Raw genomic sequence first — 23,576 nt, forward strand, 5'->3', positions numbered from 1 at the left:
AAATTCCCCCTTCAGCTCCATTCAAAATCCAGACATCACCTTTTAAAATTCAAACATCTTCCCGCCTACTCCCTGCAGTTCCTATATTCATTCATGGATCGGCCCATGTTCTTTTTAAATAAGATACTGAAATAATGCGGGTCCGTAATACCCACCTGTTCGCCGATTTCATACCCTTTTAAGTCCGTTTGTTTCAGCAGCATCTCCGCCTTCTTCATGCGTAAATTTGTTAAGTACTCAACGAAGGTCTGCCCGGTCTCCTTCTTCATTAGCCGTCCCAAATGTCCCGGACTGACAAAAAAAGCCGCCGCCGTACTCGCTAATCCCACCTCAGGATTGCTGATATTATGCTCCAGGTAATCTTTCACCTGGCTGATCAGATTGCCTACTTTAGCTTCCTGTCTGGAATAGATAACGCCGGCAACATGCAGAACATACCGCTCCAGGCTCTGCATTAATTGCGGTAAAAGCTCGGCGGTAAGAATAGACACCAACGTTTCCTTGTCAAACACGTGTTCATTTTCGATTTGCTGTTCAATCGCCGCACGCTGACACTCCATAATGACATCCATGGCTGCCATCCGGAACTGTGATACCGAGGCAAACGAAACATCAAAGATCTGACCTAAAGTCTGGGACGCACGTTCAGACGAGCCTACACTTATGTAGAACTGGAGCTGACGAAGGAGCTCCGTATTCGAACGGTACTGTTCATCCCCGCCCTCAACGATATCTTCAAAACAGACAACCTGATTTTTCCCCACGAAAGCTTGATAATGCAGAGCGCGGCAGGCCTCCTCATACCCGAGATGTGCCGCCTCTATATGTTCATGTCTCCGCCCGATGCCGATGCTCACTGTACATGTGCCCAAATGGAGCAAATTTGCCATCAGCCATTCGCAGTCAGAGACAAGATGGTTGTCTTGGCTCTGGGAAATCAGCACGATCTGATTCCGGGTATCCATCAAAATAATGACCTGTGAGTTGTCCTTGTAAAAGGCTTCAATCTTATTCCTGCATTCCATCCGTAATAGTATCAGCTGCTCCTCGGTATGCGTCGCTGAGACAGAAGAAATTTCCATTACAGCGATTTGAAATGCTTCTGTGCCACGTCCCATAGGGACTTGAAAATACGCCGCTTTTTCATAAATTTCTTCTTTAGAGAGAGAGCCGTTCAGCCAGTGGTATAGAAATTTTTCCTTCAGATAAGGAAGGTTTCTCCTCAGTTCCTCTTTCAGAACTTCCATTTCCTTTTCACGCGTGCGCTCTTCTTCAATCGTTTTTCTTAGCTTTTCAGTTACACTAAGCAGTTCTGAAGCGTGAATCGGCTTCAAAATAAAATCCGAAATCCCGATTTTGATGCTTTTGCGTGCATATTCAAACTCGTCGTGGCCGGTCACAATTACGATTTTGATATCGGGATACTTCTTTAACACTCTTTCGCTAAACTCAATACCGTCGATAGAAGGCATGTAAATATCGGTGAAAATAACATCCGGTCTGTGCTTATCCACAAACTCAAGAGCTTCGGCGGCATGAGCGGCTTCCCCGATTATTTTCATGCCCTGCTTCTCCCAATCAATGCGCATTCTGAGCAAATTCCGTATTAGATATTCATCATCGACAATTAAGACCTTTAGTTCCCCCATCCCAGATCAGCTCCATTCGGTATGATTAATGTAATCCTAGTTCCCTTCAAGGGTTCACTCTCGATTTGGACACAGTCTTTATCTTCATAAAAAATGCGCAGGCGCTCCATTGTTCCCCAAAGACCAAAACTTTTGTTTTGGCCTTTTCTTTCTGTGTTTAAAATCTCCTCAATTTCTTCCCCAGACATCCCCACGCCATCATCAGCTATGGTAATCACGACATTCTCGTTTGTCCCCTTCACACTGATTTCTATCTTTCCTGGGGAACCTTTAGGACGTATTCCATGATAAAGAGAGTTTTCTACCAACGGCTGCATGACCAGCTTCGGAATTGGAGTCTGCCTGCACTCCTCATCCATCTCGAACTGAACATCAAAGACATCCTGATAACGTGTTTTCTGAATAATTAAATAATTCCGGACAATTTCAATTTCTTCCCCGACCGTAATGACTTCCCTTCCTTTATTCACGCTTAATCGGTAATAACTGCCTAATGCCTCAATCAATTCACATACCTGATCATTTAATCCCGACAGGGCTAACGAGGTTATGGAATCCAGTGTGTTATATAGAAAATGCGGTTTAATTTGAGCTTGCAGTGTAGTCAGCTCCGCCTTACGGAGGGTATTCTGCTCTTCAATAATTCGCTTAAGCATCTGCTCAATTTGTTCGATCATCTGGTTGTATCCCCTATACAGCTGTTCGAACTCATAGCTGTTCAATTCAACGTTTACTTTTCTGAAGTTCCCGCTTGGCGCCTTGTACATGGCCCGAAGAAGCTTATGAATAGGTTTAATGATGCTTCGTGAGATAATAAAAGAACTTACAAAAAATACGGTTCCATTTATGACTAGCAAAATCAGGGCTAAAAGCACCAATGACTTATTTCTGGAATCAATCGTTTCATAGGAGTTTATGCTGATAAACCTCCAATTGTAGGCTCCACCGGACAGATAAGATACCGTATATTTTTGTGAACCCGCATTTAGGGTCTGAAATCCTGAACCGCTCTGATCGAACTTTTCTTGAAGTTTCTCTTTATTTGATGTGATTAGCTGCTGAAGGCCGGTACCGTTTTGGTCAAAAGCCGGATTAGCTATGATGGTCTGATTGTTCTCATCCAGGATCGCAATATGAAATGAATCTTGATTCAGCAGGCTGGAGTACGCCTGAACAAAGGAGCTTGCTTTAATGTTTAGGACCAACACCCCTAAAGGGGAAGTGTCATCAATATCCCGGATCAGCCGGATAAACGAAATAAAATTTCCTTTAACGGTTCCTTCCGAGAAAGCTCCGCTGCCGTTCAGCTTTAGCAGATATTTTCCTTTATTTTGAACCACCTGATCGTACCACGATGCGTCCTGCACATTTACCTCCTTAAAAGTGGGCAGTTCTTGAGTGCCGACCGAGAAGCGATGACCCGAATTGTCAAAAATATAGACCGAATCAATAATTGGAACCGCTTGCATAAGGTTGTACAGATACGAACTTACTTTGGATTGGGTATCCAGATTAGCATATAAGTTCCCTTGCCTCAGCAAGTTTTGCAGATTATGATCCGAGAAAATCATTTTAGAATAATTATTGACATTGTCAATCATTAAATCGACATTGGCCTGTATGGAGGCGATGGTTTGCAGAGATGCTTCATTGATTTTCTTTTGGGCTGAATTTGAGGAAATTTTGTTAAGGACCAAATAACTGAACCCTACGGTAATTAAAATGATAAGGAAATAAGCAAAGGGAATTTTAAAGGCTAGTTTTTTGGGTTTACCGAGAAATATAGTTTTGGAATAATTCACGAGTTCTCCCTCCGATTCTTTAGGGTTCCCAGCATACAGGCATGCGAGCCTCTCTCCAAGAGTATGAAAAAGTTACTTATAACACCACTTGTACGGCTAAAAAAAACACATCGAGCAATAGCACTCTCTCCATGTGGTTTTGGCTTTCGTTTTTCTCTATAAGATCTTGGTTGCTGATATCTTAGTTGCTGTGAATTAAGATTATTCATTTGTCCGCTTGGCTCCATTGCATACTTGATTCTAGCATTGAACGGAAATAATAGCATCATAATTGTAAGCGTTTAAACCTAGAAGGAGACGACGAATCTTAATTTGTTCCTTCCACTATTCCACTGATTGGGCTGGATAGATCCCCTGGGCTCATCTGTACGGGCTTTGCGCTGACGATGATATTGAAAGCCATCTCAAATGAGTGTCCAAATCCGTTATTCTACCTCCTTAAATCTAACAGAATATCCCAAAATGCATAAGGAGTGATTTCATGTTACGTTGGTCCCCCATCGAAAATGCAAAGATAATTGGTGTGCTTCCTGAATATCGCGATCTTATCAAAAACGGTGGTCATACGGCATCGCAGCGGGCAGTTTAAAACCCATTCATGCAGAGGAACCAAATTGGGCGGGCTGCTTCCCTTATCCTTATTAAAGAACTGTTCCTGGGCTGACCATTCATCCTTTTGTTCCCCACCCTAAGCGGAAGAGGCGAGCCCAACAGGCTCGCCTCTTCTCTATAACTCGATCCTAATCCCAACCAAATCCAACAACCAAACTAAACCATACTAAACCATACAAGCCGCCGGTTCGCTTCCGACAACTGGCCGATTAAAACTCGAAAGATACTTTAGTTCCAGCCTCAAACAGAGGACAGTCCCAGGCGCCCACGCACAAAGCCGCTTTCTTGTTGGTTTAGCGCTTATCGCTTGCCGCCTGACGCGGAGCAGCTAAACTACCAGCTTTTGCTGCCTGCCAGCAACCGTGGCGCTTGCGCCATGACCGGCCTAAATTCCAATGCAGCCATACACTGTTTAGTCCCACCAGGTCTCCGTAGGGTAGTCCGGATCTCCGATATAGACCGGCTCGCCGATTTTTGGCGTGGCGATGGGCACGCCTTGGCGCTGGGCTTCGGCGTTCGCGCGGCGGACCGGATCGTTCCAATCGTGCAGCGACAAAGTGAATGCCCCCCAATGGATCGGAACGAGCACGCCCCCTTGTACGTCCATATGAGCCTGAACCGTCTGTTCCGGCAGCATGTGAATGTCGCTCCAACGCGGATCGTATTGACCGCACTCCATTAAGGCCAGATCAAAAGGGCCATACTTCTCGCCAATCTGCTTGAAATGCGTGCCATAACCGCTGTCTCCGCTGAAAAAAACCTTCCGCTCGGGGGACGCGATCACCCAGGAGCACCACAAGGTGCCATCCCGGTTGGCCAGCCCCCGGCCCGAGAAATGACGGGCGGGCGTGCAGGCGAGCCGCAAGCCATTCCAGTCAAACTCCTCCCCCCAGTCATGCTCGCTGATCCGCCCCGGCTCTACGCCCCACCGTTCCAGGTGGCTGCCGACACCGAGCGGAACGAAAAAGCGCCCTACTTTATCCTTTAATTTCCGGATCGTGCCGTAATCCAAATGATCATAATGGTCGTGGGACAGAATCACCGCATCGATCTCCGGCAAGTCCTCCGGCTCAACCGGCAGCTGCCGGTTATACCGTTTGCCGCCGAAGGGAGGAACCGGTGTAGACGACAGGCCCAGCATCGGATCAAGCAGAAGACGTTTGCCCCCAAGGTGCAGCAGCAGCGCCGAATGGCCAAGCCAAACCACCCTATCGTGGTCCCGATCCTCCAGCGCCTCGCGCCCCAGTTTCACGATCGGCAGCGTCCGGTCCGGCCGGACCCGCGGATTGCCGCGCAGGTAGTCCCGCAGCAACGAAACCATGTTGCCCGACGAAGGCTGGAAGGAAGAGGTTGGCTCCGTGTAGGCAAACTTTTTGCCCCGCCATTGAGGGGACTGCGCGTAACGCGTTCTATTGGCTGCCGAAGCTGTTCCGCCAAAGGACGGATTCAGCCTGATAAACAAGGTAATGCCAATGAGGAGAGCTAATACAACAATCAATACGATAAACATGTAAAATACCGCCTTTTCCTACATGAAGAGTGGATGATGGGTTGGTTCAAACAGAGTATACTGCATGGCGGGGGACGTTGCCAAATGCAGACATGCTGGAACTCGGGCCGGCACATGAATAAAGAGCCGTTGGTGAACCACACCCCCAATTGTTAAGTGTGACTAACAATGGGGGGTACAGTTCAGATACGGCTCTTAGCAGCGAATAACTTTACAAGAGTTAGGGGGAACATGACAACTGATTTGATTAGGATGTAATTTCAGTTATTAAGAATAGATTGTTAGGGGAACTTGGGAACTCCTCAGGGTTCATAAAAATTACGGGCCTGCCGACCGATCACGTCCCGCAAAATGTGCGGTAAGGCCGGTCGCACGCCGCCGGCGGCTCCGCGAATTCCGCCTGCTCCGGCGTATGGGCGAAAGGCTGCGCCAATACCTTAAGCAGGCGCTGCATCACGCTGTAATCGTCCCGCTCTACAGCGGCTTCGAGTGCTTCCTCCACCCGGTGGTTGCGCGGGATCACCGCCGGGTTGCTGCGGCGCATCAACTCGCGGACGGTTTCTGGGGACTCCGTCTGCCCGGCGAGTCTCGCCCGCCACCGCGCAAGCCAATCCGACCACTCGGAGGCGCCGGCCATCGCCGGTTCCTCCAGACGGCCAAAGGTCAAAGCGAGGAACGTGTTGGTAAAATCGGCGTGGTGCTGGTGCATCAGGTCAAGCAGGTCTTTGATGAGGACGGCATCCTCTGCCTGTTCATCAAACAGTCCCAGCTTCGACCGCATGCCTTGCAGCCATGCCGCTTCGAACTGTCCGGCGAAGCCTTTAAGCGCTTCTTCAGCCAGCTGGACGGCCTGCTCTTCCTCGTCGTGCAGCAGCGGCAGCAGGCTCTCGGCAAACCGGGACAGGTTCCATACCGCGATGGACGGCTGATTGCCGTAGGCATAGCGGCCCTGACGGTCGATGGAACTGAATACGGTCGCCGGATCATACGCGTCCATAAAGGCGCATGGCCCATAGTCGATCGTCTCGCCGCTGAGGACCATGTTATCGGTGTTCATTACCCCGTGGATGAACCCGACGAGCTGCCACTTGGCGATCAGGGAGGCTTGGCGCTGGATCGCCTCCCGTAACAGCGCCAGATAGCACCCGTCCTTGCCGGTATCGGCGAGAGTGGCCAGCTGCGGGTAGTGGCGCTGGATCACGTAGTCGGCGAGCGTGCGGACGTCCGCCGGCTCGCCGAATTGCGCGGCGTATTGGAACGTGCCGACGCGCACGTGGCTGGCGGCAATGCGGGTGAGAATCGCCCCGCATAAGCCTTGTTCGCGGACCACCGTCTCCCCGGTGGTCACCACTGCCAGGCTGCGGGTCGTCGGAATGCCCAGCGCGTGCATCGCCTCGCTGATGATATACTCCCGCAGCATCGGGCCCAGCGCGGCGCGCCCGTCGCCGCCGCGCGAATACGGCGTCCGGCCGGAGCCCTTAAGCTGGATGTCGAAGCGATCGCCGCCAGGCGCGATCTGCTCTCCGAGCAGCAGGGCCCGGCCGTCCCCCAGCATCGTGAAATACCCGAACTGGTGGCCCGCATAAGCTTGGGCCAGCGGCTCCGCTCCCGGCGGCAGCCCGCTCCCCGCAAGGACGGCAACGTTCACTTCGCTTCGGAGCTCCGCGGGGTCCAAGCCAAGCTCCACCGCGAGCGATTCGTTCAGCACGATTAGCTTCGGCGACCGGACCGGCTTGGCCTCCTGCTTCGTGAAGAAGAACTCCGGCAAACGGGCATAGGTGTTATCGAAATTCCATCCGGTTTGTGAATTTTGGTTTGATTGGCTCATCAGCTTCTCCTTCGTTATCCGTTATCGTCCTGCCGGTCTCCCGCAGGACGTGATTACATTAATATGCTGGGTGAGGGCGCGTAACGACGTAACTGAAGTGCGTTCCTCACTGAACCTGCTGGCTTCACACACGTCTGCCGGATTATCCGACGCTCCGCTGTCCGTACGCCATAAAGCGAGGTCAAACGGCCTGTATTTCCCGACAGTTTCCTTGAAACTATCAGGACAAAACGATATCACCCGGATGGACCTCCATCTCTGATTTGAACGAATGACTTTCACCAGGAAGGTTGTGCCAAATCCGAACGATTTATACAACGGTAAGAGCTGCAGCGAGCTACTACAGCAAGCTGCTGCGGACTTCTGTTACTTCAAGCCTCGCTTCTGACGGAAAGCCTCGATCCGCTCCTGATTGTTCGCGTCGATTGGCAGCGGGATGCCCCTGCAGTTAAGGACGATGCCATCCATGTTCCCAGACACCGCAAGCAGGTCGTCATAAGCCGCAATGTTGCTGCTCCAGACCGTTTTGTCGTAAACCTTCTCGAACTCCAGCCAGTCCGTAAACGCTGGGAGCCAAGCCGAACCGTCCTCCGCGCTTAATACGCCGAATTGAATGACGGTCCCTTCCTTCAACGTTTTTATGCCTTGCTCATCCGCGGGCGAAGGATCGGATTCCTTCAACTGCATGGGCAGCAAATACCTCGCCTGCAAAATCTCATCAAGCATCTCCGCTTCCAGTACGTCCAGCTCCCGCCCACGGACTTCCTGATCGCCTGTCGGCGCATGAAGCGTTTGGAAGAAGCGGATCATCGCCCGCTGCAGCCCCGGATTTGTGACGGGAACGCTGATTTCCGGCGTTCCGGTCCAATCCGGCGGCGGCATGATGTCATCCCGGTTCAATTCGATGTGATACTGCCCGTTGTCCACAAGAATTTTCGGTAATCCCAGAATATGAAACTCCCCGAAGGTCCTCAGCACCTCCTCCCCGCCGATAGGCTTCATCTCCAGCATCAGCTGCTGCTGCCGGAAATAATCCTCCGCGTTCGCGGCATAGGCCTCCTGCGAGAACATCCAGACCCGGTCTTCCCCATCTACATAAGGATAACCGGTTGTCTTGCCGCAAGCGAGATACAGCGTATCGGCATGCTTAATCTTGTCTAGCAGCACGCCTGTAATCCCCTTAATCCGCTCGTCCAGATATACGTCCGGAAAAGCTTCCTCCACCTTAAACCGCTTGGCGGTATGCACTAAGAAAATCAGTTCCTGGATTTCCAGCCCTCCGAGCTCTTCCTGCGAAATCTCTGGCGTTAACAAAAACCTCCGCCCGATCTCGTCTTTCCGTTCCTCGTTCATCCGGCACCCCACTTCTCTCCTTGTTTGAGTACAGTATAACTTATTTCCGCTCATCTACGGCAAGCAAAAGCCACTTACTTCCCCTTCCGCTGCGCCAAGAGAACCTCAAACCATTCCTCGAAAAATGGTCCTGGAAGGAAATCCTCATGCTCACCGGCCTCGTTCCATGGTAGCAATGCGAGTATTGGACGAATTGGCGGGGCTGATTGAGTAAGCTTAGGCGTAGTACAAGCCCCTGGCTAGCCGGGGGCTTGTTTGGTGTGTTCTTTCATTATTGTTTGAAAATTTAGCATGGCTCTGAACTTGTATCCGGTTGAATCAACCGAAGAACAAATCAAGAATATTCGAGCCCGCCGAAGACTGCTTGTTATAAAATTCGGAATAACCGCAATCCGCGCAGTAGACCACAATAAATTGATTATGCTGGATATCGAACATTTTGGAAAGCCCTGTTCCGGTCATGGCCACTTCCTTCGTTCTCGCGTCATGACTGCCGCATTTGATACATCCCTTTTCTCCCATACCCTTCTTTCCTCCATCACTGTTAGGTTTAACGCAGTTGTACGCGCTGCTTCTTCGTTAAATGCCCTTCTCATCGGCAGTGGGACCGTACATCCCCGGCAATGGAATATCGAGCAGACGCAAATACACCCCGAGCTGAGCTCGATGGTGGATCATATGGCTTAATCCGAATGTTCGAAACGCAAGAGCCCGCGGCTGGCTAAAGATCACATGGTCGCTGTTTCGCAAGGTCCATTCTGCGGCAAGCTCATCCTCCCCGCATTCGTCCAGCAATTTTTCAAGCTTAGCGGCATTAACGTCAAATTCCTCCAGCGCTTCTTCGCATGTTGCCAAAGGTTCCCTTTTCATCGGAACGGTTGAAAGATCCAGTTCAGGGGAAAGAAAAATTGCAATTTGCCAGTTCAGCAGATTTACCAGGTGTGTAGTCAAGCTACCTAATGTCATCGACTTTAAGTGCGGCTTCCACGTCATATGTTCATTGGGCAAGCTCTCTAGTATGCGACGGGTGTTGGCCAGCTCATGCCTAGCATCTCCAAGGATTAGCTGTTTCACTATCGGCTACCTCACTTCCTTATTGAAATTATACCTGCTTTTATATTAACACATATTGGAAACGCAAAAATGATATAAATATGTAACCACCATTGTATCACCGCCCAGTCCAAACTGAGGTAGTCTCTCGTAATTGGTTCTAACCAAGGCGCTTGTCCCCACTTACCATTAGGTACGCGAATCAACATTAATAGTCGGACTATCTTAAAATTTAGTTGCGATGATCCCGACACCATACCCATAGGGGTATCTATTCGCAAAGTTGCATTTAATTTCAAAACCGCAGAAAACAAAGATTACAAAAAACAGGTCAATCATGGTGGTATCTGACCATAATCGACCTGCTCTATGTAACGTAATAGCGTTATTTAGGGTATAAATTCAAGCATTGATGTGCGTACAACAAAGTGACGAAATCATTATACGGGTATTACATGGCTTATATGTGTTATTGGTTGAATGTTAGATTCGTTCGTCACCCACCCCCTCCAAAAGAAGAAACCTTGAAAGGCATAAAGCCAATCAAGGTCGACATTATTTATTCTTCACATACTTGGATAATCTCTTTAGGAACTGGTTCAAAAACCAATACTTCCGGTTTAGGATAGGGTTTCTTTCCTTTGTATTCATCAAGTGTCATCAAACTATCCCAATACAGTTTTACCCAGTGTTCTAAACTTTCGCCTGTTTCAAAATTAAGTGCTTCCTCATCAGTATCCTTCAAATCCTCATAAAACGCTTGGTCATAAATGGATAAAGAAATATCCCCATCAAAAACTAAGATTTTACTTGTAAATTCAGGAAAGCAAAATGACCTTGGAGTGCTACGATAAAAATGCAGTCGAAAAACACCCTCGTATGAAATAAAATGAAAGCTAATGAGGGGATGAGCGAGAATGAATCGGTACGACAAAGCATTCAAAGAAGAAGCGGTAAGGTTAAGCGATGAGATCGGGCCCAAGAAAGCGGCCGAGCAGTTAGGCGTAGCCTACCACACCTTGCAGGACTGGAGGAAACGAAGAACCCTGCACGGTGATGGAGCGCATATCGGAAGTGGTCGCGCTTATGCATCTGCCAATAAGACTACGCGTGAAATCGAATTAGAAAGAGAAAACAGCGAGTTGCGTCGTGCGAATGAAATTCTCAAGGACGCACTTGGTTTTTTCGCAAAAGACCGGAAGCGCTAAAAGCATGCCAGCTCTATGGTTACATCCGTGAACGACGGGATCGATGGACCGTCAAAGAGATGTGCAAAGTACTTGCTGTCAGCGAATCAGGCTATTACCGCAGCTTGAAGCCCACACCCAAACGAGAGCGGCAAGAACGCCTTCTGGTCAAAATCAAAGAAATCATCGAAGAATATGAAGACAACAGCAATTACGGTGCCCAGCGGATTAGGCTGGCTCTAGCGCAAAAAGAGATCGTGACCAGCTACAGCACCGTCTATCGCATCATGAAGAAGCACGGTCTGCTGAAGAAAGTGAGGCGTCATCCAAACGGCATTACACGTGAGGATGCGGCAGCTCAAAAGAGCGAGAACCTGATCCAGAGAGACTTCAGCGCCTCAGCCCCCAACCAGAAGTGGCTATCGGATATCACAGAAGTGCCTTGTTTAGACGGTAAGCTGTATGTGTCCGCCGTATTGGACTGTTTCAATGGGGAGATCGTGGGTCTGGCCATGGATGACAACATGCGTAAGGAACTCTGCATCCAAGCTTTTGAGAATGCCTGCAGGGCCAGAAATGCTCGTGGAATGATTTATCACAGCGACCGAGGCAGCCAGTTCACGAGCCACGCATTCCGAGCGTGTCTGGCTAAACGAGATGTCGTTCAAAGCATGAGCGGCACAGGGCGCTGCTATGACAACGCAAGAATGGAAAGCTTCTTTGCTACGCTAAAGAAAGAAAAGCTATATAAGATCAAAACCGAGCAATACCCGATGGCCTATATGAAATCGATTATCTTCCGATACATCATGGTCTATTACAACAGACAGAGGGTTTACACCTCTAATCCAGGGGGATGGCCCCCAGCTATTTATCGCGAAAGAATGCTGTCACAGGCAGCTTAATCATGGGGTTCTCATGAGTGTGTTTTCAAACTGCACTTTTTTTGACAACTCCACCTTGTAAACCGATTAACCATATCAACACCGATTGCTTCTCTAAAATCAACCCAATTTGGTGTATTCAAAGGTCTAAACCGCTCAGTTACATCAAGTTTGACCCTGCCACCATTGCTGTATCGGTTATTTGATTTTGTTGTATAGTTTATACCGCCCAACATTATCACTTCCTTGGAAACATAATGTTCATGACCTTCGGGCAAGTAAGCATGATATAGCATGCCATTCATCTTAACACCACCAATATTTATTTTCTTGGAACATAAGGGAAGTGGGAACTTCTTGTAGGGTCATCCAAGTTTTCAAAGACCCGGTGACTTCCTGTCGGAGTGTCAGGTGTACTAATGTTCCCGTCAAACTCTTTATAATACTTGGTTATTCTTTGCTTATTAGGGTTATTAGGATTTGGCCAGTTTGAATATGCTTTATCAGGATTAGTCATTGTTTCTTGTCTTAATTTCCCAACATCAACATCTTCACCATATTGTGAACGATTTGGAGTTGATGGCCTACTTGGGTCATACATATGCTTTTCAGAGTGTGGGTTAACAAAATCACTAGGATTGCTTCCCCCACCCGGCTTTGTAGGAACTGGAGCATTTCCCGTCCCCTAAGTAGTAATCTTAAACTTGGGAATAAAGAAGGTGGCAACTGGATTACCAATTACCACCATTATATCAGCTTGCTTGACGCTCTGTTAGAGTTGCCGCCGCCCTGTATTCCGTCTTGTGCTTCATCATGCTGTAGATAATGTTTACAAGCCTTCTCATGACGCATATAAGGGCTTGCTTCTTGGTCTTTCCCTCTGCTAGCTTGCGTTGGTAATACTCGTAGAACTTAGGATTCCGTTGCTTCTTGTTGTCACCTTTAGCGACTTGGATTTGCTGAACGGCTAGGTTGTGGAAGATGGCGTTCAGCACCCGATTTCCTTGTCCGCTTGCTTGGTCTTTGCCCTTGCCGCCCGAACTAAAGCGAATAGGAGCAATTCCGGCGAAACGGGCTAGCTTGTCAGCGTTAGGAAAGCGGCCAATGTCTCCGATTTCGGCAATCAGTTCCGCCGCTGTAACGGTGCTAATACCGTCCATCGAATCTAATTTATAGTCCGTCTCGGTTAGTACCTGACGAAGCTGTTCTTCCGTCTGCTTAATTAGTTCTCTGCTCCGCTTCATATCCTGTACCATGTTTACGACTAAGAAGTCTCTTGACGCTTGGTAGTTCCTTTTCGTCTCCCCGTCCTTCTTCACCAGTTCCAAGATTTCCTCTGCTTTACGGGTAGAGCAGGTGTTATTGCTAGCTTTACGAAGGTATGACGCTAGTTCCTCAGCCCCCACCGATTCTAAGTGATACGGAGCAGGGTACTTCTCCCAAAAGGCTAGAGCCGCCTTCCCGTCAATGTCGCAGAAGAACTTCTTGTAGGACGGATAATGATAGCTTAACTGTTGATGAAGTTGGTTTTTGAGCGTAGCGGCATGTTTGACGATAGAGTTCCTTCTTGCCACCAGTTGCCCGATAGTCCAGTAAATGTCCTGCGGATTCGCATCCGGCAGGTCATCGAGCCTTGCAAACAGAACCTTTGCAATGCAAAACGCATCCCAACTGTCACTCTTTTGAGTCGTTGCATTGCTCTTACGTTCATTGTAGGACAGGGCGGAATTAACTTCCTTGACGATTTGCTTTTTCTCGACAAGGTGAACGGCTAATGCTCTGCCGTTGCCGCCCGTATCTTCTAATCCATAGACAGGGGTCATTCCTTTTGGCGTATGCTTCTTCACGAACTTCATCAACTCGTCAAAGGCAGATGGCTTATTCTCAATTTGGATTTCGCCTAGCCGCTCATGCCAACAGTTGATGATAACCGCTGTATGATGGGCTTTATGCAGGTCTAAACCAACGTAAACATGACGCATTTTGTAGTGCATAAAAGAAATCACCCCTGTGTACGGATTTTTAATCGTGATGGGTAAAGAATGGGGGCAACCTCAGTTCAAGCGTTAACCTTACGGTTCGCAACGGGACGCAAGCCTCTCCACTCCATACTTGTCACAGTATGGCTTCATGCAAGCCATCAGCTTCTATATTTCCATAGCGGTATGTGCCGCTATAAAAATCACGTTTGTCCAAGATTCGTTTGATTTGCACTTTCGTAAACAGTCTGCCTTGTTGCGTAGTAAAGCCTTCTTCATTCATCGCTTCTGCAATTTGGGTCAATGACCATGCCGGATGTTCTTGCTTTAGCTGAAATACTCTGCGGACGGTACGGGCTTGGCTTTCATCCACTTGGATGTACTTCTGACCTTTCTTAGCCTTGTAGCCGAAGGTGGCTCTCCCTCCGGCATAGCCGCCCTGCTCTGCTTTCTTGTAACGCCCTCTGCCTAGCTTGAGGGCGATTTCGAGCCTTTGATACTGGTCAAGCAGTTCCATTAAACCGTTAATTAAGAAGTCGTTCGGGTCTTTCTTGTAAATGCTATAGGTCGGCTGTTCGATGCTTTGAACGTCCACCCCATGCTTCCTGAACTCCCGATGCACCAACACTTTCACAATGTCAGACCGCCATAAACGGCTTGTATTGAGGACGATAACTGAATCAATGGTTCGAGTAGACAGGGCGGCTAACATGCTCTGAAAGCCAATTCTGTCCACTTTAAGGTCTTCTTCATCGACCTTCGCACCACTAATACCTTCATCGCTGTATATGTTCATCAGATTCCATCCTTGCTCCTGACAATAGGAGCGGATTTCATCCTGTTGGTACGCTAAACTGTAGCCATCTTTGGCTTGACCACTCGTAGATACTCTGACGTAACCGATGACATTCATACTGTTTCCTCCCCCACCGTTACAGAAATTCTGATTTTCGTAACGCTACACAGATACAAATTAATTATATATCGCATTACCGTTGCAGTAAATAGGATTACGATGCTATAGTCTAAGAAATACTTAGTTTATCATCGTAACTGTAATGCGATACATTGGTGGAGGGAAAGTAAATGCCTATTCGGGTACGACTTCAAGCAATACTGAATGAACGGGGAATGTCTCAACGAGAATTGGCTCGTTTGATAAATGTCCGCCCAAATACGATAAGCCATCTCTGCTCTGATAAAGTAAATTCGGCTTACTTCGATACGTTAGAACAGATATGCCGAACACTTAATATCAGCCTGAACGAACTTCTTGTATTGGAAGATGACTAATCTTGCCGCAGATGAGAGCACATGGAATCGTCATTATATCCACCCAGTGTTTTGCCGCAAGAACATCAAAGTCAACTGGATTTTGCAAAGACATCAACTCTTTAATGGACGCTCGATGATGCTTACTTAGTTCATCGGGGGTCATTAAGCCATGCTGTAATGCCAGTATCATGGCTCGTTTTTCCGCCCGAACTGCTTGCAAGTCAGTAATAACGCTACAAGTGTAGTAGTCATTGAACCTTGGGGGAAATTGGATGATGTTCTCCAAGGGTATTTTCTCATCAGCTCTATAAACCAGTTCCACCCTTGTGCGTTCCCCTTCTTCTTCAATCCCCTTCGCCTTCCGTTCTGCCTTTTTATCATAGTTGCGGCAAAACGCATGGTCTTTGCTTTCGAATTTCCGACCAAAGTATCGACTCCCCTCATAGACATTCATATTCCGCCCCGTATTGGATGCAATGAACACATTACTCATCGGATACGGAATATCGTATGCTAACTCACATCGAGAGAAAGAAACCTTCTGCGTATGGCAATACAGAGCATCGAGCAACTGTTGAAACTTTACTAAGTGGTCAGGATGGGTTTCAATTTGAAGGCTGTACTTTCTTGATTTCTTCTGCCACCAAGGTTGATACCGTAAGTAAAGGTACGCATCATCAAGGGCTAGATTCCAATGATAGACATAGCCCTTGTATCGTATGGCAGGCTTAATATCAAACCAATCTCGAAATGAAAGTGCCAGTTGATTGTAGAAATTGACCGTCACTCCATGGTATTCAACAGCGATTTTATCGATGGAAAGTTGTACGTTATTCATGCGTTTCCCCACCCAGCAAAACTTTTGACGGATTTGCCGCTTGTATTATAGGAATGAGGGAATTGGTGGCTAGCCTTTCACACATGACCTTCCCGTTTGTTCAGTTAAGTCCTGACAATATAGTGGTCGGACTATCCTGTGTAATTGGTGCGATGCTTTCGACAATATATCCATCGGGGTATCTAATCATAAAGTTGCGTTTGTTTTGAAAAATCCGCAAGAAAACGAAGATAACAAAAACAGGTCAATCATGGTGGTATCTGACCATAATCGACCTGTTCAATGTAACGGAATAGCGTTATTTAGGGTATAAAATTCAAGCCTTACGTACGTACAACCGAAATGACGAAATCTTTATACGGGTATTACATGGGTTATTCGTGTTATTGGTTGAATGATGGGTTTACTCGGCACTGGGTAGCCCACCACCGATACTTAATCTTAACAATTGAAATATTCAACTAAAAAATCGTAGAAGGTTGACCATGTTTCTTTCAATTCACCTTTCTTCAACAACTCATCTCCACCTTCAAAATTCACCTTGTACACTTTATCTGTAATAGTATCGAGGACAAGTACAGCATTAGCTGACATCTCACTTAGTACAAGATATTGTTTTGGAAATTCATACTCCTTACGGGAAATCACGGTGTAAGATTCTATAGTATTAGTATCCTCTACAATATCTAACAACTCAAAAGGAACAGATTCTTCCCAAAAAGGCCCAGTATATTTTCCATAAAATTCAAGAAAAGTTTCTGATACAGTTACACCCAATCGGTTTATCGCATCTTGTACTTCGCCTTTATTTTGACGTTCGTAAGTCTCATCCGCAAGAATTTCTTCAAGTCTGTCAGGAAGATTAGCCAATTTAATTACCTCCTAATTCATTAAGTCCTCTTCGTTTCCAATAATTTATTGAATCTACTTTTTGAAAGGCTTCTCTCGTCGCTTCATCCATAGGGTAAAAAGGATTAAGTTTCCCCTTATACGGATGCAATGGTGCTCTTTTGGCATTACTAATATTGTGATACCTTGTTGATGCTTCGAATAATGGTCCAATCCCTTTTTGTTGTGAATGGTGCAAAGTCGCCACACTACCTGCATCATCTAGTATTGGGGCGAGACCATGTTTTGCGGCGGCTTCTGCATTTGTTAAGCCTCGCCCTTTTCTAGCACCTGTAGTTCTTACCATATTCCAATCAATATCATTACGTTGGTAAACCTTGTAGGTGAATCCTGTTCCATCCTTACCTGCATTATACTCTATGCTTCTTGTAAAGTACTTATTGTTCTCATAATCCTTGAGGTGGCGATAGGTTTCACCCGTCCCCTCTACCTTACACAAGCCCAGCGGATCCACATACCGTACCGGATCCCCGTTCACATAGGCATAGCGGTTCAAGGTCTGCCCGTCCGTCAGATCCCCCCGGAGCACGTCCCGGTTCAAAAAGCGTTTCAGACTTGGGTCATAGTAACGCGCCCGCATATAATAGAGACCGTTCGGGTCGGTCATCACACCATCCCGCCCGTTATAACAAAACGGCTGGCTGCTGGTTCCTTCATGCTGCTCCAATTCGCCATATAGGCCGTAGGTGTACCGGTCCGTGACGCATCCCTGTTCATCCGTCAGCAGTGTCGTGCTGCCGCGGATATCGCTGTGGTAGCTGACATAGCTCCCCTCCGCGTCTTCCCGGCCGATCAGGCCCAGTCCATAGACGTAATAAGCTTTCGGCGATCCATCTTCGCCTACTTCCATCAGTACCCGGCTGAGTTCACCCTGCTCATCCACGACATAATGCGTCGTTTTCCCTCTCCAGGTCAGCGAGGTCCGGCTGCCGAGTGCGTTGTACGTATACCGCGCTTTCCCCGATTTCACCAAGCGGTTCCGGGCATCGTATTCGTACGCCGCCTTCCCTTCACCGTCGCTCTGGTACAGCAGATTGCCGTCTGCATCCATTTCGACCGGATAGTCGCCTACCGCTTTTAATCGGTTATCTGCCGTATAGCTGAGAGCTAAGGTTTTTCCTTCGCCCGAATTCTGGCTTTCCGTCAGGTTGCCGCCCAGATCGTAGGCGTAGTGGGTGATGCGGCCTCTGGAGGATCCGCTGCTTAATCGCCGGAACTAGTCATACGTGTACTGCCGGTCTTCTTCCTGGATGATCTGCCCGATTTCAAGTATTGATGTGCGTCCATCCTAATCTTTTTACGAGTATTACATGGGTTAATTGGTTATTGGTTGAATGTTAGATTCACTCGGTACTGGGTAACCCCACCTAAAAAAGAAACCTTGAAAAGCCGAAGCTATTCAAGGTTGTGGTAAATCATCCTGCTTCTTTAACCGAAGAACCGAGCCTCAGAATTATCGAAACTTTAAAAGCCTTGAAGCCAATCAAGGTTTGAAAACTAAAATTCTTCTAATGAAACAGCTTCCATAGAACTACAGTAAAACTCAATAAAGTTATATCCATCATTCTCGCCATATCCACTGTCATCATGAACATGGTATCGTTGATTCATTTCCCACCCTAACTCTTTTCTATCATGTATTATCAAGCTTCTCGTCAGGTATAGATTTGTCATTTTTCTCACACTAAAGTCAGAAACATTAAGGTATCTGATTTTCATTTTGAATCGGTGGCCTGTTTCAATAACCAAGACAAGAAATGAAAGAGTTAGTGAAGTCGTATAATTATCTTCGAAATCAATATCAACAGTATAATCAATCCCAACTATTTCCTTAAACATCCATGAACCAAGTGCATTTAACTTTTCTGTTATGGTCTCGTAATTTTTTATAGCAGTCAAAAAGCTTCCCCCTCACTAATCAATAAACTTTATCTTGTTTCTTGTTTCATCAATTATGCCTTGTCTCAGTCTACCTGTGGAAGGTTCAACAAAATATTTAATTTCAGTTTTAATACTTTTCCCGGCATCTTGATAAATGTACTCATGCATATGGGGGTCAGTGTGATGAAACGAATTCCCATGGTCGGTATAATCAATTCTATATTTTTGCTTACCTGCTTGGTCATAAATTACTCTAGAATCCTCTACCTGACCACTTGAACCTAATCGGCTAAAATCCACCCTAGCCCCCGGAGTACCTTGCATAGGGGCATAATTGTTTTTGTAATACTCATCGGGTAAGAATGTCTCTTTAGCAAAGTCATCTGCTTTACCCGCACCCTGAGGTCTTAAATTACTTCCAATATTATCCCCGGCGGTAGGCTTATCTAAAAGATTACCCGTCCCCTCTACCTTACACAAGCCCAGCGGATCCACATACCGTACCGGATCCCCGTTCACATAGGCATAGCGGTTCAAGGTCTGCCCGTCCGTCAGATCCCCCCGGAGCACGTCCCGGTTCAAAAAGCGTTTCAGACTTGGGTCATAGTAACGCGCCCGCATATAATAGAGACCGTTCGGGTCGGTCATCACACCATCCCGCCCGTTATAACAAAACGGCTGGCTGCTGGTTCCTTCATGCTGCTCCAATTCGCCATATAGGCCGTAGGTGTACCGGTCCGTGACGCATCCCTGTTCATCCGTCAGCAGTGTCGTGCTGCCGCGGATATCGCTGTGGTAGCTGACATAGTTCCCGTCAGCGTCTTCCCGGCCAATCAGGCCCAGTCCATAGACGTAATAAGCTTTCGGCGATCCGCCTTCGCCTACTTCCATCAGTACCCGGCTGAGTTCACCCTGCTCATCCACGACATAATGCGTCGTTTTCCCTCTCCAGGTCAGCGAGGTTCGGCTGCCGAGTGCGTTGTACGTATACCGTGCTTTGCCGGATTTCACCAAGCGGTTCCGGGCATCGTATTCGTAAGCCGCCATCCCTTCACCATCGCTCTGGTACAGCAGATTGCCGTCTGCATCCATTTCAACCGGATAGTCGCCAATCGCTTTTAATCGGTTATCTGCCGTATAGCTGAAGGCTAAAGATTGTTGCCCTTCTGCTCCCTGGCTTTCCGTCAGGTTGCCGCCCAGATCGTAGGCGTAGCGGGTGATGCGGCCTCTGGAAGACCCGCTGGATAACCGCCGGAACTGGTCATACGTGTACTGCCGGTCTTCTTCCTGGATGATCTGCCCGATTTCATTATAGGTAAAATCAAACTTCTGCAGCAAAATCCCCTGCACAGTTTGGTCCGACAACCGGATCAGCTGGCCGGCGACATCGTAACTGCGTTTCTCCCGGCTTCCGTTTGGCCGGTTCGTTTCGATCAACTTGCCGCTCTGGTCGTACCGGTAGCGGGTCAGCCGTCCGCGCCAGTCCTTCACTTCGCTCAATTCACCCGCAGCATTGTAGCGGTAGTGGACCGCTTTGCCGTCCGGGTAAGTCAGCTCGGTCAGGCGGCCTGAAGCATCATAGGCATACCGAAGGGTGTTCCCGAAAGTATCCGTGCTCGACAGCACCTGGCCCGCGGCATCGTAGCTGCGGGTCATTTCCGCTTCCCCTTCGCTCAAGGAGGTGATGCGGCCATTTGCATCATAGCTCAGCTTCACCTCTCCGGCTTCATCGGAGCGTTCAATCAGACGGCCTGCTGCGTCATACCGGTAATGCGTCTGCTGCTGTCTCGCATTCGTGCGGGTCGCCAGCAACCCTCTTGGGTCGTAGCCGTACAGAATAGCCTGCCCTGCGGCATTCCGCTCTTCGATGAGCAGTCCGGAACGGTCATAACCAACCTCGGTCCGGTTGCCGTTGGCGTCTGCGTAGGCGGTCAGCCGGTCCTCGCCGTCAAACTCCTGCCGGTATACAGCCTGCTCCGCTTCCACGACCTCCACCAGACGAGCGGCTGCATCGTATTTATAGCGGACAGTGCGGCCCGCAGCATCCGCGGTTTCCTGTACTTGGCCCAGCGCATTGAACCGGTACCGGGTCGTATGACCAAGCCCGTTGGTCACCGCAAGCGGACGGCCTAAAGCGTCATAGGTCAGCTCGGTAACGGTGCGGCCTTCCCCATCGGTCACGCGATCCAGGCGGCCAGCCGCATCATAATGGTAGCTCGTTGTCCGTCCCAGGGGATCGGTAACCAAGGTCAGCCGGTCGCCCGCATCGTAAGCCAGCTCGGTCCGGCGGCCTTCCGGATCGATTTGCGCGACCAGACGGTCGGCTTCGTCATATTCGTACTGGATGCTGTGTCCTAGCGGGTCGGTTTGACTCGCCAGTTGACCGGTCGGGGTATAGGTATACGTCGTCACCGCGCCAGATGGATCGGTACGCTGCAGCAGCTGGTCAGTCGGATCAAAATCAGACGTCCAAGTGTGCCCGAGAGCGTCCCGAGTCAAAATTAAGTTGTCTTTGCCGTCATACTCACGGATCGTCCGGGCTCCTGCTGCGTCCTCCAGCAGGGAGATACGGCCGGCCTCATCCAGGAAGACCCTCGTAGGCCGGCCTTCCGCATCTTCCCAGCCGGCCAATTCGCCGTGTTCGCCGTACAGAAAGCTTCTCACCGCTCCGCTGAAATCACGGTAAGCCGCCAGCTGTCCAGCTTCCTGATAGCGGTTTTCGGCATAACTTCCATCCGGCCGGGTAACCCGGATCAAACGGCTTAAGCCGTCGTAGGTATACGTGGTTTCCTGCTGCTCCGCGTTGATCTCCCGTATCACTTGGTGCTGTTCGTTATAACCGAATTGCGTGACGTATCCTAACGCATCCGTGAACCGGATCAACCGTCCTTGCTCATCATACGTTTTCTGTTCCGTCCGGCCGTCGGAGTAAACGCATTCCGTTTCCTGGCCGGCTTCGTTATAGGTATACCGCTGCCAGCGGCCATCCGGATACTCCACTTCCGCCAGCAAATACCGCTCATCGTGTACATATCGGGTTTGCCGGTTTAACGCATCGGTAAAGGTCGTCACAACAGAACCGGGCTGCGACTCGGTGTCATAGTGCAGCCTGGAAGCCCGTCCAGCCGGGTTCGTCTGCGCAATGATCCGGTGTTCAGCATCAAAGGTGTTCTCAAACTGCACTTCGCCTTCCACCGCCAACGACAGCAGCCGGCCCTCCGGATCATAGGTCATGTCCGTGGTATGGCCATTGGCGTCCAGCATCCGGATCATATGCCGGCTGTCGTCGTATTCGAAGTGGACGGAGCGGGCTTCATCTTGGATCTTCGTTAACAAGCCGCCTTCGTTATATTGAAAAGAAACCCTTCTCCCCGTAATCACATCCGTTAACCGCTCAACCGTTCCCTGCTCGTTATGAGCCACGCGCAGCTGGAACCCTTCCGCATTGCGGTGCCGGATCAGTTTGCCTTCGGGGGTAAAATCAAAGCGGTCCTGCTTCGCCCGGGTCTTGAGCTGAAAGCCGTCCTCCGATCGGTGCAGCTCGTCCCACTGCACATCCAGATCTCTAGAGCGGTAGATGCCGTCTTCGTGAAGCTCAAAGCGGTTTTGCCGCGCTGCGTTCCAATGAACGATAAGGGAGGAAGGTTCGGACTCCGCGGCTTCGATGTCCAAGGACAGCGCATAGTTATGGGTCCATGCGACCCCCATCTCACTTTCCTGCAGCAGACCGGAATGGTACTGAATCAAGATCGGCCATGCTGCCGCTCCGTACAGCTGCAGCACCTTGTTCTCCATCAGCTGATCGCCGGTACCGGTATGAATCGGGTCATCCACCAAGCTGTTCGCATTCCGTACTGTTAGATTCTGGGTCTGCTTGACCTCCGCTGAGGCCGATACCGAAGCGGCTCCTTTGGCCGAACCCGTGCCGGCCGCCAGTTCCTGAGCCGACTTCCTCCCTGCTCCGGCAGCCTCCTCCGCCATATGGGCGGCTTTTCCTGATTGGGAGGCCGCGCCGGCAAGCACACCAGCGGCGGTACCCGCACCGCCGATAGCAAGACCCGTAGCCGCTTCTCTTTCTGCGGCAGTTAATCCGTCCGCCGTTTGAGCAGCAGCAGCCGCTGTGCTCTCCGCTTTCCCCGTGCCGCTCCCTCGTCCTGCAAACGTCATACGGTCAGCAGCAGCCGCTGTGCTGGCGCTTTTGGCCGCGTCGTCTACCCGTTCGGCCGTGGCTAACCCTTCCCCAGCTTCAGCCGCTTTGTCCGCTTGCTTCACGAAATCGGCGGCATCGTCCGCATGTCTGGCTACAAAGGTGACACCTTCAATGGCTTCATCGGCGAAACGGGTCAGTTTGGCAGCGGTTTTGACGCCTTTACCGAACGGCCCCAACACCCCTAACCCTCGTTCCCAGGCGGCCAGCTTCTGGCCAGTAATCAAATCCCGGCCCGTCACGGCCTCGACTAATCCTTTGGCATTCCCGATAATCGGAACAAAGTCGAGCGCAAGGCTCACGCCGGTCTGAAACACCTTCCACCATTTACTGCTCTTCACCTGCTGCCCGTAGGCGTCATCATCAGCGAATTGATCCCCTTTGCGGATGGATAATGCCGACAGGCTCTGCAGCTCTTCCTGGAGTTCGCTTAACCGTTGATTGACCTGATGGAAAGTGCCTTCAATGTTGGACCTGCTCCGGCTCTCCATCGTCAAACGGCTCATCGCCCGCTGCAAGCCGGACCGGATTTCCTCAATTTCATTCGCCGCTGTCTTTAAGCTTTTGCCGGTTTGCTTCAGATCTGAAACATCCACTTCAATCTTCAAA

Annotated in this window: 19 protein-coding genes; 3 read left to right on the top strand and 16 right to left on the bottom strand. The window is 49.3% G+C overall.

Annotated features, from left to right (window positions below; translation table 11 throughout):
* Positions 1-65: 65 nt before the first annotated feature.
* From AWM70_RS12435 to AWM70_RS22795, 8 genes are all read right to left on the bottom strand, one after another.
* Positions 66-1,649: a response regulator gene (locus AWM70_RS12435; RefSeq protein ID WP_068696833.1), complete on the bottom strand. Its 1,584-nt coding sequence runs from the start codon at positions 1,647-1,649 to the stop codon at positions 66-68.
* Complete coding sequence (locus AWM70_RS12440; RefSeq protein ID WP_068696835.1) at positions 1,637-3,451, bottom strand: sensor histidine kinase; 1,815 nt, start codon at positions 3,449-3,451, stop codon at positions 1,637-1,639. Before AWM70_RS12440 ends, AWM70_RS12435 begins: the two co-directional genes overlap by 13 nt.
* A 1,024-nt stretch (positions 3,452-4,475) precedes the next feature.
* Entirely contained in the window at positions 4,476-5,573 is a 1,098-nt protein-coding gene (locus tag AWM70_RS12445; RefSeq protein WP_068696837.1) for an MBL fold metallo-hydrolase, read from the bottom strand.
* Positions 5,574-5,910: 337 nt separating this feature from the next.
* Positions 5,911-7,401, bottom strand: coding sequence for a protein adenylyltransferase SelO (locus AWM70_RS12450; protein ID WP_068696840.1), 1,491 nt, complete (start codon positions 7,399-7,401; stop codon positions 5,911-5,913).
* A gap of 366 nt (positions 7,402-7,767) precedes the next feature.
* A complete protein-coding gene (locus AWM70_RS12455; protein ID WP_068696842.1) occupies positions 7,768-8,754 on the bottom strand; it encodes an SseB family protein in 987 nt (328 codons plus the stop codon).
* 318 nt (positions 8,755-9,072) lie between these two features.
* Positions 9,073-9,276 (bottom strand): zinc ribbon domain-containing protein, encoded by a 204-nt coding sequence (locus AWM70_RS12460; protein WP_068696844.1) that lies wholly within the window; start codon positions 9,274-9,276, stop codon positions 9,073-9,075.
* Between the two features lie 57 nt (positions 9,277-9,333).
* Positions 9,334-9,831, bottom strand: a complete 498-nt coding sequence (locus tag AWM70_RS12465; RefSeq protein WP_068696846.1) for a DinB family protein — start codon at positions 9,829-9,831, stop codon at positions 9,334-9,336.
* Positions 9,832-10,366: 535 nt separating this feature from the next.
* Entirely contained in the window at positions 10,367-10,552 is a 186-nt protein-coding gene (locus AWM70_RS22795) for a phosphoribosylamine--glycine ligase (protein WP_237167704.1), read from the bottom strand.
* Positions 10,553-10,724: 172 nt separating this feature from the next.
* Here AWM70_RS22795 and AWM70_RS12470 point away from each other — a divergent pair, with 172 nt between their 5' ends.
* Both AWM70_RS12470 and AWM70_RS12475 read left to right on the top strand, forming a co-directional pair.
* Positions 10,725-11,015, top strand: a complete 291-nt coding sequence (locus AWM70_RS12470) for a transposase (protein ID WP_068693238.1) — start codon at positions 10,725-10,727, stop codon at positions 11,013-11,015.
* 23 nt (positions 11,016-11,038) lie between these two features.
* The gene (locus AWM70_RS12475; RefSeq protein WP_151208713.1) at positions 11,039-11,899 is read left to right on the top strand and encodes an IS3 family transposase; all 861 of its coding nucleotides are present in this window, start codon (positions 11,039-11,041) and stop codon (positions 11,897-11,899) included.
* Between the two features lie 11 nt (positions 11,900-11,910).
* Here the strand turns inward: AWM70_RS12475 and AWM70_RS23265 are convergent, their stop codons facing one another.
* The 3 genes from AWM70_RS23265 to AWM70_RS12485 all read right to left on the bottom strand — a co-directional run bounded on the left by AWM70_RS23265 (position 11,911) and on the right by AWM70_RS12485 (position 14,770).
* Entirely contained in the window at positions 11,911-12,183 is a 273-nt protein-coding gene (locus AWM70_RS23265) for a hypothetical protein (RefSeq protein ID WP_151208748.1), read from the bottom strand.
* A gap of 447 nt (positions 12,184-12,630) precedes the next feature.
* Positions 12,631-13,872 (bottom strand): IS110 family RNA-guided transposase, encoded by a 1,242-nt coding sequence (locus AWM70_RS12480; RefSeq protein WP_068696849.1) that lies wholly within the window; start codon positions 13,870-13,872, stop codon positions 12,631-12,633.
* 121 nt (positions 13,873-13,993) lie between these two features.
* Positions 13,994-14,770, bottom strand: a complete 777-nt coding sequence (locus tag AWM70_RS12485) for a recombinase family protein (RefSeq protein ID WP_068696851.1) — start codon at positions 14,768-14,770, stop codon at positions 13,994-13,996.
* A 218-nt stretch (positions 14,771-14,988) separates the two neighbouring features.
* On the opposite strand from AWM70_RS12485, the gene AWM70_RS22805 reads away from it, so the two are divergent.
* Positions 14,989-15,150: a helix-turn-helix domain-containing protein gene (locus AWM70_RS22805; protein ID WP_418303215.1), complete on the top strand. Its 162-nt coding sequence runs from the start codon at positions 14,989-14,991 to the stop codon at positions 15,148-15,150.
* Here AWM70_RS22805 and AWM70_RS12490 read toward each other — a convergent pair.
* From AWM70_RS12490 to AWM70_RS12510, 5 genes are all read right to left on the bottom strand, one after another.
* On the bottom strand, positions 15,113-15,970 hold the full coding sequence (locus AWM70_RS12490; protein WP_068696855.1) for a hypothetical protein: 858 nt from the start codon (positions 15,968-15,970) through the stop codon (positions 15,113-15,115). The two genes, AWM70_RS22805 and AWM70_RS12490, sit on opposite strands and share 38 nt — an antisense overlap.
* A 441-nt stretch (positions 15,971-16,411) precedes the next feature.
* Positions 16,412-16,840 carry an SMI1/KNR4 family protein gene (locus AWM70_RS12495; RefSeq protein WP_068696861.1) on the bottom strand — a complete coding sequence of 143 codons (429 nt, stop codon included), beginning with the start codon at positions 16,838-16,840 and terminating at the stop codon, positions 16,412-16,414.
* A gap of 1 nt (position 16,841) precedes the next feature.
* A complete protein-coding gene (locus AWM70_RS23900) occupies positions 16,842-18,059 on the bottom strand; it encodes an RHS repeat domain-containing protein (RefSeq protein ID WP_472461957.1) in 1,218 nt (405 codons plus the stop codon).
* A gap of 317 nt (positions 18,060-18,376) precedes the next feature.
* Entirely contained in the window at positions 18,377-18,778 is a 402-nt protein-coding gene (locus tag AWM70_RS12505) for a hypothetical protein (protein WP_099093085.1), read from the bottom strand.
* A 15-nt stretch (positions 18,779-18,793) separates the two neighbouring features.
* Positions 18,794-23,575: an RHS repeat-associated core domain-containing protein gene (locus tag AWM70_RS12510; protein WP_068696864.1), complete on the bottom strand. Its 4,782-nt coding sequence runs from the start codon at positions 23,573-23,575 to the stop codon at positions 18,794-18,796.
* Position 23,576: the final 1 nt, after the last annotated feature.

It is taken from the genome of Paenibacillus yonginensis (assembly GCF_001685395.1).
Taxonomy (GTDB): domain Bacteria; phylum Bacillota; class Bacilli; order Paenibacillales; family Paenibacillaceae; genus Fontibacillus; species Fontibacillus yonginensis.

Bases quoted from the DNA above. Each gene is read 5' to 3' on its own strand.
- AWM70_RS12435 (WP_068696833.1), bottom strand. From the start codon at position 1,649: ATGGGGGAACTAAAGGTCTTAATTGTCGATGATGAATATCTAATACGG.
- AWM70_RS12445 (WP_068696837.1), bottom strand. From the start codon at position 5,573: ATGTTTATCGTATTGATTGTTGTATTAGCTCTCCTCATTGGCATTACC.
- AWM70_RS12450 (WP_068696840.1), bottom strand. From the start codon at position 7,401: ATGAGCCAATCAAACCAAAATTCACAAACCGGATGGAATTTCGATAAC.
- AWM70_RS12455 (WP_068696842.1), bottom strand. From the start codon at position 8,754: ATGAACGAGGAACGGAAAGACGAGATCGGGCGGAGGTTTTTGTTAACG.
- AWM70_RS12460 (WP_068696844.1), bottom strand. From the start codon at position 9,276: ATGGGAGAAAAGGGATGTATCAAATGCGGCAGTCATGACGCGAGAACG.
- AWM70_RS12470 (WP_068693238.1), top strand. From the start codon at position 10,725: ATGAATCGGTACGACAAAGCATTCAAAGAAGAAGCGGTAAGGTTAAGC.
- AWM70_RS23265 (WP_151208748.1), bottom strand. From the start codon at position 12,183: ATGAATGGCATGCTATATCATGCTTACTTGCCCGAAGGTCATGAACAT.
- AWM70_RS12480 (WP_068696849.1), bottom strand. From the start codon at position 13,872: ATGCACTACAAAATGCGTCATGTTTACGTTGGTTTAGACCTGCATAAA.
- AWM70_RS12485 (WP_068696851.1), bottom strand. From the start codon at position 14,770: ATGAATGTCATCGGTTACGTCAGAGTATCTACGAGTGGTCAAGCCAAA.
- AWM70_RS22805 (WP_418303215.1), top strand. From the start codon at position 14,989: ATGTCTCAACGAGAATTGGCTCGTTTGATAAATGTCCGCCCAAATACG.
- AWM70_RS12490 (WP_068696855.1), bottom strand. From the start codon at position 15,970: ATGAATAACGTACAACTTTCCATCGATAAAATCGCTGTTGAATACCAT.